General features: G+C 35.9%; 14 protein-coding genes and 1 other annotated feature. Of the genes, 12 read left to right on the top strand and 2 right to left on the bottom strand.

Going from position 1 to position 15,436, the window contains the following annotated elements:
* Position 1: 1 nt before the first annotated feature.
* Together JOS54_RS03795 and JOS54_RS03790 are read left to right on the top strand one after the other, a co-directional pair.
* The gene (locus JOS54_RS03795) at positions 2 to 1,753 is read left to right on the top strand and encodes an ABC transporter ATP-binding protein (protein ID WP_203245742.1); all 1,752 of its coding nucleotides are present in this window, start codon (positions 2 to 4) and stop codon (positions 1,751 to 1,753) included.
* A complete protein-coding gene (locus JOS54_RS03790) occupies positions 1,743 to 3,461 on the top strand; it encodes an ABC transporter ATP-binding protein (RefSeq protein ID WP_203245741.1) in 1,719 nt (572 codons plus the stop codon). The genes JOS54_RS03795 and JOS54_RS03790 overlap by 11 nt, the downstream gene beginning before the upstream one ends.
* A 41-nt stretch (positions 3,462 to 3,502) precedes the next feature.
* On the opposite strand, the gene JOS54_RS03785 is transcribed toward JOS54_RS03790, so the two are convergent.
* A complete protein-coding gene (locus JOS54_RS03785; protein ID WP_203245740.1) occupies positions 3,503 to 4,285 on the bottom strand; it encodes a DeoR/GlpR family DNA-binding transcription regulator in 783 nt (260 codons plus the stop codon).
* A 186-nt stretch (positions 4,286 to 4,471) separates the two neighbouring features.
* Here JOS54_RS03785 and ulaG point away from each other — a divergent pair, with 186 nt between their 5' ends.
* The 7 genes from ulaG to JOS54_RS03750 are packed head-to-tail and all read left to right on the top strand — an operon-like array spanning position 4,472 to position 10,385.
* Positions 4,472 to 5,536: an L-ascorbate 6-phosphate lactonase gene (gene ulaG / locus JOS54_RS03780; RefSeq protein ID WP_203245739.1), complete on the top strand. Its 1,065-nt coding sequence runs from the start codon at positions 4,472 to 4,474 to the stop codon at positions 5,534 to 5,536.
* A gap of 5 nt (positions 5,537 to 5,541) precedes the next feature.
* A complete protein-coding gene (locus JOS54_RS03775) occupies positions 5,542 to 5,997 on the top strand; it encodes a PTS sugar transporter subunit IIA (RefSeq protein ID WP_203245738.1) in 456 nt (151 codons plus the stop codon).
* A gap of 16 nt (positions 5,998 to 6,013) precedes the next feature.
* Positions 6,014 to 7,486, top strand: a complete 1,473-nt coding sequence (locus tag JOS54_RS03770; protein ID WP_203245737.1) for a PTS ascorbate transporter subunit IIC — start codon at positions 6,014 to 6,016, stop codon at positions 7,484 to 7,486.
* A gap of 3 nt (positions 7,487 to 7,489) precedes the next feature.
* Complete coding sequence (locus JOS54_RS03765; RefSeq protein WP_203245736.1) at positions 7,490 to 7,780, top strand: PTS sugar transporter subunit IIB; 291 nt, start codon at positions 7,490 to 7,492, stop codon at positions 7,778 to 7,780.
* Between the two features lie 37 nt (positions 7,781 to 7,817).
* Positions 7,818 to 8,849 carry a hypothetical protein gene (locus JOS54_RS03760; protein WP_203245735.1) on the top strand — a complete coding sequence of 344 codons (1,032 nt, stop codon included), beginning with the start codon at positions 7,818 to 7,820 and terminating at the stop codon, positions 8,847 to 8,849.
* 2 nt (positions 8,850 to 8,851) lie between these two features.
* On the top strand, positions 8,852 to 9,547 hold the full coding sequence (gene araD / locus JOS54_RS03755; protein WP_203245734.1) for an L-ribulose-5-phosphate 4-epimerase: 696 nt from the start codon (positions 8,852 to 8,854) through the stop codon (positions 9,545 to 9,547).
* Positions 9,534 to 10,385 carry an L-ribulose-5-phosphate 3-epimerase gene (locus JOS54_RS03750; RefSeq protein ID WP_238928375.1) on the top strand — a complete coding sequence of 284 codons (852 nt, stop codon included), beginning with the start codon at positions 9,534 to 9,536 and terminating at the stop codon, positions 10,383 to 10,385. The genes araD and JOS54_RS03750 overlap by 14 nt, the downstream gene beginning before the upstream one ends.
* Before the next feature lie 16 nt (positions 10,386 to 10,401).
* Here the strand turns inward: JOS54_RS03750 and JOS54_RS03745 are convergent, their stop codons facing one another.
* Positions 10,402 to 11,250, bottom strand: coding sequence for a metallophosphoesterase (locus tag JOS54_RS03745; protein WP_203245732.1), 849 nt, complete (start codon positions 11,248 to 11,250; stop codon positions 10,402 to 10,404).
* A 54-nt stretch (positions 11,251 to 11,304) separates the two neighbouring features.
* Here JOS54_RS03745 and JOS54_RS03740 point away from each other — a divergent pair, with 54 nt between their 5' ends.
* The 3 genes from JOS54_RS03740 to JOS54_RS03730 all read left to right on the top strand — a co-directional run bounded on the left by JOS54_RS03740 (position 11,305) and on the right by JOS54_RS03730 (position 15,435).
* Positions 11,305 to 12,033, top strand: a complete 729-nt coding sequence (locus JOS54_RS03740) for a hypothetical protein (protein ID WP_203245731.1) — start codon at positions 11,305 to 11,307, stop codon at positions 12,031 to 12,033.
* A gap of 17 nt (positions 12,034 to 12,050) precedes the next feature.
* Positions 12,051 to 12,236: a binding site (T-box leader), on the top strand.
* Positions 12,237 to 12,270: 34 nt separating this feature from the next.
* A complete protein-coding gene (leuS, locus tag JOS54_RS03735) occupies positions 12,271 to 14,664 on the top strand; it encodes a leucine--tRNA ligase (RefSeq protein WP_203245730.1) in 2,394 nt (797 codons plus the stop codon).
* Between the two features lie 45 nt (positions 14,665 to 14,709).
* Positions 14,710 to 15,435 carry a ScpA family protein gene (locus JOS54_RS03730; RefSeq protein ID WP_203245729.1) on the top strand — a complete coding sequence of 242 codons (726 nt, stop codon included), beginning with the start codon at positions 14,710 to 14,712 and terminating at the stop codon, positions 15,433 to 15,435.
* The last annotated feature ends 1 nt before the right edge of the window (position 15,436 follow it).

Here is a 15,436-nt window from a genome sequence, read left to right as displayed (position 1 = left end):
TATGCGACTATTAAAAACTTTATTAGAGTATGGTCGTGATAAAAAAGGCTATTACATTGCAGCCATGGTTCTTTCGGGTATTTCGACTATTTTAACTTTTGTGCCATTTTATTACTTCTGGTCTTTATTGAAAGAAATAACAAGTAATGCGAATTTAGATGTTATTCAATCCTTAGCAATTAAGATTTTTGTGACAACATTGTTGTTTGTGTTTACTTATTTTTCCTCTTTAATTTGCAGTCATGTGTTTGCATTCCGTTTAGAAAGCAATCTAAAAAAAGAAGGTTTAAATCAACTTTTAAAGGCCTCCTTTAGTTTCTTTGACGTGCATTCTTCAGGACGTACAAGAAAAATCATTGATGATAATACAGCGAACACCCATACCGTTGTGGCACATATTTTACCAGATTTAGTCAATGCAATTTTATTTCCAATTTGTGTCTTAATTTTATCTTTCCGGGCGAATTTCCAAATCGGCTTATTGGTTGTGGCAGCCATTGTTTTTGCTTTGTATTGCTTCAAGTTTATGTTTACAGGTGATGATGCAATGAAAGAATATATGCAATCATTGGAAGCAATCAACTCAGAAACAGTGGAATATGTGCGTGGTATTCAGGTTATTAAAGTATTTGGTTTGGGCATTCAGTCTTTTACTCGTTTGTATAAAGCTATCTTGGATTATTCAGAAAAGATCAATAAACAATGTGAAAATTACAAAGTACCATGGGTTTTATACCAGTCTTGTATGATGAGTTTAGGAGGCTTTGTAATTTTGATTGTATATCCAATGATACAAGCCAATCATTCAATGTCGGATGTGGTTAGTTTAGTGGTGTTCTTCATGTCTTTTTCGGGCTTATTGCATACATCATTTTTGAAAGTCATGATGTTTTCTAAGAACTTTAGTATGGCAAAAGATACGATTGATAAAATGGATAATCTATTTAAAGAGATGAAAGAAAACTCTCTATCTAGTGGAACGATAAAAGAAATGAAAGATGTTTCCATTGATTTTAAACAAGTTTCCTTCGGCTATACAAACGATTTGCCAATTCTCAATCATTTTGATTTACATTTAGAAGGAAAGAAGAAGTATGCCTTAGTTGGTCCATCGGGTTCAGGAAAATCAACTATAGCGAAATTGATGTCTGGTTTTTATCCGATTCAAAAAGGTAGAATTGAAATTGGTGGTGTGGATTTAAAGGAATATGATTCTACGATTTTAGAAAAGAATATTGCCTTTGTGTTTCAAAATGCCAAGTTGTTTAAAATGAGTATTTATGACAATGTGAAATTGGGTAATCCAAAAGCTAGTCATGAGCAAGTGATGGATGCTTTGGAAAAAGCAAAGTGTTTACCAATTATTGAAAAATTCTCAACAAAGGAAAATACCTTAATCGGCGCTAAAGGGGTTCATTTATCAGGTGGTGAGAAACAAAGAATTGCAATTGCAAGAGCAATCTTAAAGGATGCTCCGATTGTGATTTTAGATGAAGCTAGTGCCGCAAGTGATCCGGAGAATGAATATGAAATTCAACAGGCTTTTTCACAATTAATGAAAGAAAAAACTGTTATTATGATTGCTCATCGTTTGAGCAGTATCCGTAATGTGGATGAAATTTTCTTTATTGAAGATGGACAAGTCATGGAACGTGGCAGTCATGTGGAATTGATGGGTAAAAAAGGTCGTTATTTCTATTTCCAAAAGTTATACCAACAAGCAAATAATTGGAGGATTTCTCATGTTGAATAAATTTTTAAGTCGTTTTGGACTAAGTGAAAAGGGAATTCATGACACTAAAAAAGCGGCTGCTTTAACAAGTGTGAAATTTGTGTTATTTACAACTGTACCAATGTTAGTGTTTGTGTTCTTACAGAATTATATGCAGAACCAATTGCACTCATTATGGTTTTATCTAGCTATTTTGGTTTCTATTATTTTCGTGAAGTATTTTTTATTAAAGTGGGAATATAAGCTGACTTACGATACAACTTATGAAGAAAGCATCGCAATGCGTGTTCAAATAGCCGATCGTTTCCGAAAATTACCTTTGTCCTATTTCTCTAAGCATAATTTATCAGACTTATCACAAACGGTGATGATGGATGTTGGAAACTTAGAAATGTTTATGAGCCATGCTTTACCACAGGGTATCGGTTTTGTCCTGTTTTACACAATTATGACAGTCTTTTTATTGATAGGGAATGTGTATTTAGGTATTGCAGTTTGTTTACCAATCTGGATTGCTTTAGTTTTAATTCTCTTAACAAAAGATATTCAAACGCGAAATGTGAAGAAGTATTATCAACAATTATTAAAGAATTCTAATAGTTTCCAAGATGCCTTTGAAATGCAACAGGAAATTAAGAGTTATTCCATGCAAGAACAGGTGAAACAAGACGTTGCAAGGGCGATTGATGATACAGAAATTCTTCATCGTAGAGCAGATTTTACAATGGCATCCATCTCTGCGTTGATTGGTGTCTTACCTTATTTAGCACCATTCTTCACTGCTATTGTGGGCGCTTATTTATTTCAAAAAGGACAGTTATCCATTTTGTATTTCTTAGGTTATTTGATGGCAGCCGGCAGTTTGTCATCCCAATTCAATAGTATGAAGGAATATTTATTAATGGGTTTATTCTTCTTGGATTCGTTTAAGCGTATTACGGATTTGAATAATGAAAAAATTCAAGAGGGAACAGACATAAGCCTTCATTCCTTTGATATTGAATTTCAAAAGGTTGGTTTTGCTTATGCTGAAAACAAGGTTATTGAAGATTTGAGCTTTTGTGCAAAACAAGGACAAGTAACGGCTTTAGTCGGTCCTTCCGGTTGTGGTAAGACAACGGTACTTCGTTTGTTATCGAGATTGTATGATTATCAAGAAGGTAAGATTTTAATTGGTGGTCACGATATTCAATCAATTTCAACACAAACTTTGTTCCAGAATATCTCCATTGTTTTCCAAGAAGTTGAATTATTTAATACATCCATTTTAGAAAATATTCGTATTGGTCGTAAGGAAGCCGGCGATGAAGAAGTATTAGCAGCTGCTAAAGCCGCCAATGTGGATAAGATTGTTTCCCGACTTCCAGATGGATACCAAACTAAGATTGGTGAGAATGGTTCACGTTTATCGGGTGGAGAAAGACAACGTATTTCAATTGCTAGGGCCTTCTTAAAGGATGCACCAATTATCTTATTAGATGAAATATCTGCTTCTTTGGATGTCGAAAACGAAATGGAAATCCAACAAGCTATCAATCAATTGATTCAAAATAAGACGGTTTTAATTGTTACTCATCGTTTGAAATCCATTGAAAAGGTAAATCAAATCCTAGTTCTTAAGGATGGTCAACTGGATCATAGTGGCCAACATGAAGATTTAATGAAAAATTGTGATTTATATCAATTGATGGTTAAGAGGTCTAGTCTAAGTGATGAGTATCTATACTAAATGAAAAAGAATTAAGAAGAAAATAATCTTCTTAATTCTTTTTAATATTTTAATAGTGGTGTTAACTTAATGACTTCAACATTTGCCTCTTTGATTTTTTCGATTTCTTCATCATCGGCATTAATATCGCTTATCAAATAATTGATATCACTGATATTCCCGGATAGAAAGGAATGTTTATTGCCTACCTTTGTATAATCACATAGGATAAATCGCTCACCAGTTGTTCTTTCAATCATGGTTTCATTGATACTAGCTTCTGCCATAATAGCGGTTGTGATTCCATCTTTGTGACTGATACCACTGCATCCTAGAAAACATTTGTTCGCCCTTACTCGTTTTAGATTGTTCATTGCAAAATCACCGACCATGGATTCTTTTGGAAAACGAAGTTCGCCACCGGTTAAGACAATGGAAAGCAGGGGATCATGCTTTAATTGTACGGCTTTGGCATTATTGGTGATGACAATAACACGTTTGTTAATGATGTATTGAATGGTTAAAAGAGCGGTTGAACTGGTGTTAATAAAAATGGTATCTCCATCATTAACGTATTGAGCGGCGTATTTAGCAATAGCGTGTTTATATTTATCGTTGGTTAGATATTCAGTATTTAGATTTACCATGGTTTGTACAAACTTGACGCCACCATGATGGCGCAAAACCGCTCCTTTATCTTCCCAATACTGCAAGTCTCTACGAATGGTTAGTTCGGAAACACTAAATTCTTTCGCTAAGGTTGATACACTAATTTCACCTAATTTTTGAATGAGCGCCATGATATGATTTCGTCTTTCTTGGACAATAGAATAATTAACTTTCATTAGAAAATCCTCTCTTTATGTTTATTATATGAACGAAAATAAGTTAGTGTCAACAAACTCATCGCAATATCTCTTTAAAAAATGGCATTATATGATAAACATTCATATAATTGGTTAAATGAACATATAATACGATTGTTGTTGTAATGGCTATTGATTATCATTTAGGTAGGAGGTATGAGTACTATGACGAACGTCAAAGACATTACAAGAGAATCTTGGATTCTGGGCGCATTTCCAGAATGGGGGACTTGGTTGAATGAAGAAATTGATAATGAAGTAGTTCAACCGGGAACCTTTGCGATGTGGTGGCTAGGATGTGTGGGCGTGTGGTTTAAAACAGAAAACGACACAAACATTGCCGTTGACCTTTGGTTCGGCAATGGAAAACGAACCCAAAAGGTTGCTTCTATGGCACCTTATCACCAAATGAGAAATATGATGGGAGTTGAAAAATTACAACCTAATTTAAGAGCGGCACCGATTGTTTATGATCCATTTGCAGTAACGAAATGTGATGCGGTGTTAGCTACGCACTATCATAATGACCACATTGATCCATTCTTTGCGGCAGCGGTCTTAAAAAACTGTAAAGAGGATGTTCCATTCATCGGTCCAAAGGAATGCGTTAAAAAGTGGATTGGCTGGGGTGTTCCGGAAGAACGATGCCAAGTGGTAAAACCTGGTGATGTTATCAAAATCAAAGATACGACCATTCATGTTTTAGATTCCTATGACAGAACTTGCCTTGTGACAACGGAGGTAGGTGAGGATATTGAGGGAATTTGTCCAACAAATATGGATGAAAAAGCTGTGAATTATCTATTTGAAATGCCGGCAGGCAATGTTTATCATACCGGTGATTCGCATTACAGTATTTGTTATGCGGAAATTGGTAAAAAATACGATATTGATATAGCCTTTGGAGCTTATGGTGAAAATCCAGTTGGTTGTCAAGATAAGATGACTTCAGTCGATATGTGTCGCATGGCAGAGGCAACGAATGCTAAGGTCGTTATTCCACTTCATCATGATGTATGGACCAATATGAAAGCTGATCCGGAAGAAATTATGTTGGTTTATAATTTTAAGAAAGATATGCTTAAATACAAATTTCATCCATTTATTTGGGATGTGGGAGGAAAGTATATTTGGCCGCAAGATAAGGACTTATTGAAATACCATTATCGTCGTGGCTTTGAAGACTGTTTCTCGAAGAAGAGAAATGTGCCATTCAAGAGTATACTGTAAAGCTTATGTTACTAGAACAAATTTATAACAATCATTTAACCTCTTATCATGAAAAATTTGATGACTGGAAAGAGGCGTTAGATGCTTGTGGAAAAACATTAATTGAACAGGGCTATATCGATCATCGTTATGTAGAAGCCATTATTAAGTGCGTAGAAGAATTTGGCCCTTATATTGTTTTGATAAAAGATGTGGCTATGCCTCATTCAACTGTGCAAGCCGAAGGAGTTTATAAAACAGCAATTGGATTTATGAAAGTTCATGAACCCGTTGTGTTTGATGAAAATGATGATGAAAAACAAGCAAGACTATTTTTCACTTTGGCGGCAACGAATAATGAGGAACATTTAAATAATATGATGCAGTTATCAGAATTGCTTCAAAATGAACAGTTAGTAGCTGATTTATTAACAGTTAATGATGACTGTGATTTATTAAAAATAATAGAAAAATATAAATAATTGAAAGAGGACGAAGATGAATTTTCTGTATAATATTTGGGTTTGGTTTGCAACCAATATCCTAACCCAGCCTGCCTACTTCATAGGTCTCATGGTATTTATTGGTTATGTTTTGTTGAAAAAGCCATTGTATGAATCGTTTGCGGGATTTATTAAAGCAACGGTTGGTTTCTTAATCCTAAGTGTTGGTTCAGGGGGATTGGTTAGTAATTTTAGACCAATTCTAGTTGGTTTAAAGGATCGTTTTAATCTTCATGCGATGGTTATTGATCCCTATTTTGGTCAAAATGCGGTTCAGTCAGCGATGAAACAAGCGGGTAAGAGCTTTTCACAAGTTATGTTCTTATTGTTGATAGCGTTTATTTTTAACCTCATTCTTGTTAAGTTTAATCGCTTTACCAAGCTTCGTGCGGTTTTTACGACGGGTCATGTGCAAATGCAACAAGCAGCGACGGCTTTCTGGTTAATTCTATTCTGCTTCCCAAGTCTGGGTGATACACCAATGTTAATAGTGATGTCATTAATCCTTGGTTTGTATTGGGCGGTTGGTTCTAATTTAACGGTTGAAATTTCGCAGGACTTAACTGAGGGAGGTGGCTTCTGTGTGGCTCACCAACAAATGTTTGGAATTGCCTTCTTCTCTTATTTATCTGCCAAGTTCTTTGGCAAGAAAGAAAACTCCAAGCGTATTGAAGATATTCGTTTACCGGGATTTATGTCCATCTTTAATGAAAATATGGTTTCAACATCCATTTTAATGATGATTTTCTTTGGAACTATTATGGCCATTTTAGGTAAACAATATTTTGTGGACGCAAAGGTTATTACCGCCAGCAAAGATTTCTTCATGTACATAGTGGATACTTCCTTGAAATTTGCGGTTTATCTTGCGATTTTACAACTGGGTGTTCGTACTTTCGTTACTGAACTGACAAATTCTTTCCAAGGTATCTCCAACACATTCTTGCCAGGGGCTGTGCCGGGCATTGATTGTGCAGCAACTTATGGATTTGGTAGTGCCAATGCGGTTACGATTGGTTTCTTATTTGGGGCTTTAGGACAATTCCTAGCCATTATTGTATTGATTTTATTGAAGTCACCAACCATTGTGATTGCAGGATTCGTACCGGTATTCTTTGATAATGCGACGATTGCTGTGTATGCCAATAATAAAGGTGGTGTGAAAGCGGCTATGTTGTTCCCATTTATTTCTGGTTTATGTCAAGTGTTTGGCAGTGCCTTTATCGCTAGTTGGGTTGGTTTGGCGGCTCATGGGGGTTACCTTGGTATGTGGGACTGGGCGGTTGTATGGCCTATGTTTACAACAGTGATGAAGTTTGCAGGTTTTATTGGAATTGCTGTAATTCTAATCGTTTTAATCGCTATTCCACAATTACAATATCGTCATCATCCAGACACTTATTTCTTATGTGTGGAAGATTATGATGCTTATAAAGAAAAAATAAAAATGAAAAAGAGTAAGGAGTAAGTTATGTTAAGAATTTTAGTAGCGTGTGCGAATGGTGCTGGAACTTCATTGATGATGAAGATGCGTGTTGAAAAAGCTTGTAAGGATTTGGGTGTTGAAATTTCCAACATTCATCATTGTTCTCTTTCGGAAGGAAAAAGTGCCGCTAGTCAGTACGATGTCGTTTTCTGTCCCTTAACATTTGTGGATATGTTTGCGGATGCTAAGAAAAAAGGTGTCAAGATATGTGGAATGAAGAATGTTCTTTCTGATAAAGAGGCGCAAGCATTATTAAAAGAAACGGGATTGGTATAAGGCTACTTTTATGTAGCCTTTTTAGAAGGAGACATTTATGAAAATTGAAAAAATACATTTAGATGATATCACAAGATGTTATTGCGCTAGTCATATGAAAATTGATGACAAGTTCTATGCCTTTTTGGGAAGTGAAAATCCAGAAAGTCCTTGTTATTCCTATACAGGAGATAACTTTGAAGTTCGGGAAACAGTTTGGGATGATCGAGGTGGTTGTATGTCCATTATTCCTTTTCCAACAAGAAAAGGGGAATTTTTGGCTGTCAATGAATTTTATTTGAAAGTTACTCCTTCCAAAGCGAAGATTGTTTGGGGTAAAAAGCTAGAAGATGGTTGGGCAATTAGAGATTTATTCGCATTACCTTATGTGCATCGTTTTGATATTTATCATGTGCACGGAATGGATTATTTAATCCTAGCGACCATTGCTAAAAATAAACAAAACAAAGAAGACTGGAGTTTACCAGGTCAAATTTATGTTACCCAATTACCTGAAAATCTTGAAGATGAAATTCACTTGGAATTATTAGTGGATGGCTTATTTAGAAACCATGGTTATTGTCGGGGAACTTATGAAGGATTACCATGCGGTTATTTTGGTAGTGATCAAGGCTTAATCCGTGTATCTCCATCTTCAAATGAAGTGGGAAAATGGAATATTGAAAAGATACTAGACGGTCAAATTGGTGAGGTGGCTTTATCCGATATCAATCATGATGGTGTGGAAGAATTGATGACCATTGAACCATTCCATGGCAATTGTATTAAAGTCTATAAATTAGTGAATGGTAAGTATGTGGAAGATTATGTGTATCCAAATACTATTGATTTTGCTCACACATTGGTTGGTAAATCAATCCGCGGTGTGAATAGTTTTATCGCCGGTGTTCGAAGGGTGGATGCAGAGTTATTCATTTTGCAATACATGAATGGGGAATATGTGCTTACTTATGTGGATAAAGGAAAAGGTCCAGCCAATATTGATGTGGTGAATTTCCAAGACTATGATTTGATTATTTCTGCCAATCATACAGCCAATGAGGCGGCTATTTATAAGGTGAGTGATTAATTATGTTAGAAGAATTGAAGAAAAAAGTACTTCGTGCCAATCTTGATTTGCCTAAATATGATTTAGTGACGTTTACTTGGGGCAATGTTTCAGAAATAGATCGTAAAAAAGGATTGATTGTGATTAAACCAAGTGGGGTTGAATATGAAAATATGAAAGCCGATGATATGGTGGTTGTGGATATGAATGGTAAGATTGTCGAGGGTATTTTAAAACCATCTAGTGATTTAGCAACCCACTTAGAAATCTATCGTCATTTTAAAGAGATTGGCGGTGTCGTTCATACGCATTCTCGAAATGCGGCTTCCTTTGCTCAAGCAGGTAAGGATGTGATAGCTTTAGGAACAACCCATGGAGATTATTTTTATGGCAATATTCCTTGTACAAGAAAGATGTATGTGGATGAGATTAAAAAAGACTATGAACTTAATACGGGGAAAGTCATTGTGGAAACCTTTAACGAAAGAAAGCTTAATCCTATTCAAATGCCTGCCGTTTTGGTGAATAGTCATGGACCGTTTATCTGGGGTAAAGATGCGAAAGAGGCTGTGCATAATGCGGTTGTCTTAGAGGAACTTTGTACCATGGCAATAAAAACACTTATAATTAACCCTCATGTTGGTATGATGCAACAGGAATTATTGGATAAACATTTCTTAAGAAAACATGGACCGGGAGCTTATTATGGGCAAAAATAAAAAGTATCTATTAGGGATGTATGAAAAATCCATGCCTAATCGTTTGTCCATCAAGGAAAAGCTTTTGTTTGTTAAAGAAGCGGGTTTTGATCATTTGGAAATTAGTATGGATGAAAGTGATGAAAAATTAGCTAGATTGGATTTTAGTGATGAGAAAATTCATGAGATAAACCAAGCTATCCTTGAGACAAATATTCCTATAAGAACGATGTGTTTAAGCGGACATCGGAAATACCCTTTGGGCTCTTTAAATGAAGAAACGAGGCAAAGAAGTATTGATATTATGCAAAAAGCTATTTCTTTTGCTACTAAAGTAGGCATTCGCATGATTCAACTAGCCGGTTATGATGTCTATTATGAACAAGGTAATGAACACACTAGAAATCAATTCGTTAAGAATTTAAGCCTAGCTTGTGATATGGCCGCAAAAGAAGGGATTCTCATGGGATTTGAAACCATGGAAACACCATTTATGGATACGGTGGAAAAAGCGATGGAATATGTGAACAGAATAAATAGCCCTTACTTACAAGTATTTCCTGATATTGGTAATTTAACCAATGCAGCGAAAATCTATGGACACGAGGTTGGGGATGATTTAAAAAAAGGGATAGGTCATCTTATCGCCGCTCATTTAAAGGAAACCCTACCCGGTCACTATCGCGAAGTTCCTTTTGGAACAGGTCATACAGAATACGTAAAGGATTTGCAGGTATTAAAAGAATTGGGTGTGCATCTTTTCACAGCTGAGTTTTGGTACACCGGTCAAGATAATTGGCAAGAGATTTGTAAAAATGCGTCCTTGTTTCTACGGAAACAGTTAGATGAGGTATTTTAAAAGGATTAACCATGCGTTAATCCTTTTTCAAGGTATATAAGACCATTTCAGCCGGACTTAGAAAGCGAATATCTTTTTTGATGGTACCAACTCCATTGGTCACATCGACATCAAACTTACCTTTGATAGAAGACTTACCACGGAAGATTTCTTTCGCCATTATTGGTCTGCTTAATGAGCCAAATAAATAATAAATCTGTCCACCTAAACTATGTCCGGCTAAATAATAATCCGTCAAATCAGGGGGAACTTGTTTCGCAGAATCCGGGGTGTGAGAGAAGGCTAAGACATAATGCGTCGGCATTAAATTCTCATACGCTTTCTTGGCGTCGATAGAACTAGTGATACCATTCGCTAAGCCAACTAACACAATGCTATCCATTTCACCCTTATGCAATAAAACGGATTGATTTTTAAGAATTTCAAAATTACTTTGAGTTAAAACACTTTGAACCGCTTGTAAGTGCTGTTTATCCATCTCATCTTGATCACCTAAGACTGCAAACTTACCATATTTCGCTTGAATAGAAGAAAGTTCGCTTTGAATTTGTTTATTTGACTCAATATCAATTTTCGCAATTGTACTATACACATCACCACCAAATAAAACAACATCCGCTTGTAAAGAATTGATTTGTTTGACCAAAGAGTGTAGACGTTTTTGGTTCATAAATTCACCATATTGAAGATCACTAAAGTACAAAATACGAAGATTATGTAAGGATTTAGGAATTTGTTTGGAAGATAAAATTTCTTTTCGTATCTTAAAACGATTTGGACTAATCCAGAAAGAATGAACCACCGTAAGTAAAATAACGAACAAAACTCCCAAAATACTGAAAAGCCATTTACGATATTTATTCATGTGTTCATACTAACACAATTGTGATAAAACCTGTAGTAGTGCTACACTTAAACTATGAACATACAAAGGAAAACATTACTGATACCAGATAACTTAATTCATTCTGAGAAAGATCGTCATTTTTTAGAAAAGTTGTACAAAGAAAAGATTGATTTTCTCCTTCTTAGTCAACAAAAATCCTATTCAGATTGGCAAAAAAAATTAGTTTTTTTAAAGGAAAAGCAATTCTATTCCACAAGCCGGGCAGCTTTGCAATATATCTGCACAAAGAAGAAAAATCCGAAAGTAGCTTATCTAGGTTCTAATCGAATTAAACAAGAAATTGTCAATTATGGTGTTGAGCTTGATTTTTCAAGACCGGACTATGTTTTAATTGGTCGAAAGTCTGTCATTGATGAGCAAGAAATTGCCATGGTTATTTCACAAGTGGAATTTGGCGCAAAGTTGATTTGTTTGGATTCTCGTAAAACACAAAGTGTCGATGGACAAGTGAGCTTTGGGGCGAGTAGTTTAGCATGGATGATTGCCTATGCTTGTAATCAGAAGCTATATGCCTTTGGTTTGCATTCCAAAGCTTTCCAAAGGTGTGCTTTATCTTTTTTAAAAAAGTCTCACGAAGACGTGCTCCGTCTGTGTCGGTCGATGAAAGAAGAGGTTCCCGTTTGTTCGCAGATGGATATCACTAGTATTTTAGTCAGTGAAGGACAAGAAATTGATTTAACGCATAATGATGGAAATTGTCCGGATTATCTAATTGATACCCTTGATGGAATCTTTAAATAAAGTGTATAATACAGACATCTATCGTGTTGAAGAAGAGTAGTAAATGAGGACGGAAGCCTAGAGAACTAAGGGTTGGTGGAACTTAGTGTTTCAAAATCATTGAACTTACTTTGGAGCGAACCGTAACTCTTGCGCTAAAAGAGAAATAAGGGCATAGAGCAATCTATGAACTAAGGTGGTAACGCGTGAAATACGTCCTTAGAGATAAGGGCTTTTTTATTTATTAAGGAGGAAAACATGCCATACAATCACAAAGAAATAGAAGCCAAATGGCAAACTTATTGGGCAGAAAATGAAACTTTTAAAACCGATGCTTATGATTTTTCTAAACCAAAATACTATGCGTTAGATATGTTCCCCTACCCAAGCGGGCAGGGTCTACACGCCGGTCATCCAGAAGGATATACGGCAACCGATATTCTTTGTCGTAAGCGTCGTATGCAAGGCTATAATGTATTGCATCCAATGGGCTATGATGCTTTTGGTTTACCGGCTGAACAATACGCTATTCAAACAGGAAATAATCCCGCTACCTTCACGGAAAAAAATATCGAAACTTTTCGGAAACAATTAAAAGCCTTTGGCTTCTCTTATGATTGGAATCGTGAAATTAGCACGGCTGATCCAAAGTTCTATCATTGGACACAATGGATTTTTAAACAACTTTTTGAAGAAGGCTTAGCTAAATGTGTGGATATGCCAGTCAATTGGTGTGAAGAATTAGGAACTGTTTTATCCAACGATGAAATCATTGATGGTAAGAGTGAGCGTGGCGGTTATCCAGTGGTTCGTAAGAATATGAAACAATGGATTATTGATATACCGGCTTATGCGGAAAAACTATTGGCAGGCTTGAATGATTTGGACTGGCCGGAATCGACCAAAGAAATGCAACGAAATTGGATTGGTAAATCCGTTGGTGTTCAAGTAGAGTTCCAAGTGCAAGGTAGTCATCATCATTTCGTTGTCTTTACAACTCGTTGTGATACTTTATTTGGGGCTAGTTATTGTGTGTTATCGCCAGAGCATGAATTGGTCCATCAAATTACAACTCCCGAACAAAAAGAGCTTGTGGAAGCCTACCGAAAAGCAGCTTCTTTAAAATCGGATTTAGAAAGAAGCGAATTAAACAAAGAAAAGACCGGTGTATTTACAGGGGCTTATGCAATTAATCCGGTCAATCAGAAAGCCATTCCTATTTGGATTTCCGACTATGTTCTAACAAGTTATGGAACTGGTGCCATTATGGCAGTTCCTGCTCATGATGCAAGAGATTATGCGTTTGCGAAGAAGTTTGGCTTAGAAATTTTACCCGTATTAGAAGGCGGAAATATTAGCGAAGAGGCTTGGGAAGAAGACGGTTTACACATCAATTCTGATTGGCTTAATGGCTTAAATAAAGAAGATGCAATTAAAAAAATGCTAGCTTGGCTAGAAGAAAAAGGGATTGGGTCTAAGAAAGTTAATTATCGTATTCGAGAATGGATTTTTGCTCGCCAACGGTATTGGGGAGAACCCATTCCAATCGTTCATTTAGAAGATGATCGTTTTGTGTCATTAAGTGATCAGCAATTACCACTATTATTACCAGTCCTAAATGACTACAAAGCAGGAAAGGATGGCTTAGCTCCACTTGCGAAAGCGAAGGATTGGGTGAATGTTGAAATGGATGGAATAAAAGGGCAACGAGAGACCTCTACAATGCCGGGCTCAGCTGGAAGTAGTTGGTATTATCTTCGTTACATTGATCCGAATAACGATAGTTGTTTAGGTGCCCCTGAACTATTGAAACATTGGATGCCTGTGGATTTATATGTAGGTGGACCGGAGCATGCGGTGGGTCATCTTCTTTATGCTCGTATGTGGAATCGTTTCTTATACGATAAAGGCATTGTTCCAAGCAAAGAACCATTCCAAAAGCTAGTCCATCAAGGCATGATTTTAGGTACCAATGGCATTAAAATGGGGAAACGTTATCCAAAGTTCATTGTGGATCCGAATATCTTGATTGAAGAATATGGTGCGGATACTGTTCGTGTTTATGAAATGTTTATGGGACCATTGGAAGCTTCAAAACCATGGAGTGAACAAGGGGTGGAAGGCTCATTTAAGTGGTTAAATCGTGTGTATCGTTTGGTGGTTGAAAGCAATAAACTAACAAAAGAAAACGATGGTTCTTTGGATATGATTTATCATGCAACGGTTAAAAAAGTATCCGAAGATGTGGAAAACTTGTGCTTCAATACGGCTATCTCACAAATGATGATTTTCATCAATGAGTGTTACAAGGTGGATAAAGTTTATCAACCTTATATAGAAAATTTCATCAAGATGTTTTCTTGTTTTGCGCCTCATTTGGGTGAAGAACTTTGGACAATTCTTACTTCCAAGAAAGGTATCAGCTTTGAAAAATGGCCAAGTTATGATGAAACAAAGTTGGTTCAAAATACAGTTACTGTTGTGGTTCAAGTTAATGGTAAACTAAGAGCTAAGTTTGAAACTGAAAAAGATTCAGACATACAAGTACTTCAAGATAAAGCAATTGAATTAGTACCAAATTACACCACCGGTAAACAAATTGTGAAAGTAATTGTCGTTCCTAATAAATTAGTGAATATTGTGGTGAAGTAATTTTAAGACAGTGAAAACTGTCTTTTTTTTTGGTAGAATAAGCACATGGAAGAATTTTCAGTCACAATTGATCAATTTGATGGACCATTGGATTTGATGTTGCATTTAATCCATGAAAAACAATTGGATTTAATGAACTTAGATTTAAATGAATTGGCGAGTCAGTATATGGCTTATATCCACTCCATGCAACGATTTCATCTTGAAATTGCCGGTGAATACTTGGCTCAATTGGCTTCTCTGATTGAATATAAATCAAAGCAATTGCTACCAAATCCAAAGGATGAATTAGAAGATAATTATGAACAAGACACTAGAGAGACTTTGGTAAAACGTTTATTAGAGTACCAACAATTCAAAGAAATACGAGAAGAATTAGAAATATATTACGAACAAAGACAACTAAAATACGCTCGTCCAATGATGGATTACCCACTAAATGAAGTGGATACATGCGAGGGATTTCAAGGTAATCCCTATGATTTATTAAAAGCCATGTCACGTTTATGGAGACGGAAACAATTGGAAAGAATAAGCCCGGTTCGTTATACCGTTAAAGAAATATCGATGGAAGATCGGGTGTTGGAATTAAGAGCTCGGTTTTTAGAATTACCAGATACCTTCGGTTTTGATTGCTTATTAGAAGATTGTGAAACCAAGCAAGAATTGATCGTTACTTTTTTAGCTATCTTAGATTTAGCTCGCCAACAAAAGTGTTTTATTCAAATCGATGAAAAAGATACCATCTGGGTACAGAAGGGAAATCATTAAA

It is taken from the genome of Bulleidia sp. zg-1006 (genome assembly GCF_016812035.1).
Taxonomy (GTDB): domain Bacteria; phylum Bacillota_I; class Bacilli_A; order Erysipelotrichales; family Erysipelotrichaceae; genus Bulleidia.
This window is presented reverse-complemented; position numbering and strand designations above follow the sequence as displayed.

Coding starts and splice junctions, on each gene's coding strand:
- JOS54_RS03795 (WP_203245742.1), top strand. CDS start 2: ATGCGACTATTAAAAACTTTATTAGAGTATGGTCGTGATAAAAAAGGC.
- JOS54_RS03790 (WP_203245741.1), top strand. CDS start 1,743: ATGTTGAATAAATTTTTAAGTCGTTTTGGACTAAGTGAAAAGGGAATT.
- JOS54_RS03785 (WP_203245740.1), bottom strand. CDS start 4,285: ATGAAAGTTAATTATTCTATTGTCCAAGAAAGACGAAATCATATCATG.
- ulaG (WP_203245739.1), top strand. CDS start 4,472: ATGACGAACGTCAAAGACATTACAAGAGAATCTTGGATTCTGGGCGCA.
- JOS54_RS03775 (WP_203245738.1), top strand. CDS start 5,542: ATGTTACTAGAACAAATTTATAACAATCATTTAACCTCTTATCATGAA.
- JOS54_RS03770 (WP_203245737.1), top strand. CDS start 6,014: ATGAATTTTCTGTATAATATTTGGGTTTGGTTTGCAACCAATATCCTA.
- JOS54_RS03765 (WP_203245736.1), top strand. CDS start 7,490: ATGTTAAGAATTTTAGTAGCGTGTGCGAATGGTGCTGGAACTTCATTG.
- JOS54_RS03760 (WP_203245735.1), top strand. CDS start 7,818: ATGAAAATTGAAAAAATACATTTAGATGATATCACAAGATGTTATTGC.
- araD (WP_203245734.1), top strand. CDS start 8,852: ATGTTAGAAGAATTGAAGAAAAAAGTACTTCGTGCCAATCTTGATTTG.
- JOS54_RS03750 (WP_238928375.1), top strand. CDS start 9,534: ATGGGCAAAAATAAAAAGTATCTATTAGGGATGTATGAAAAATCCATG.
- JOS54_RS03745 (WP_203245732.1), bottom strand. CDS start 11,250: ATGAATAAATATCGTAAATGGCTTTTCAGTATTTTGGGAGTTTTGTTC.
- JOS54_RS03740 (WP_203245731.1), top strand. CDS start 11,305: ATGAACATACAAAGGAAAACATTACTGATACCAGATAACTTAATTCAT.
- leuS (WP_203245730.1), top strand. CDS start 12,271: ATGCCATACAATCACAAAGAAATAGAAGCCAAATGGCAAACTTATTGG.
- JOS54_RS03730 (WP_203245729.1), top strand. CDS start 14,710: ATGGAAGAATTTTCAGTCACAATTGATCAATTTGATGGACCATTGGAT.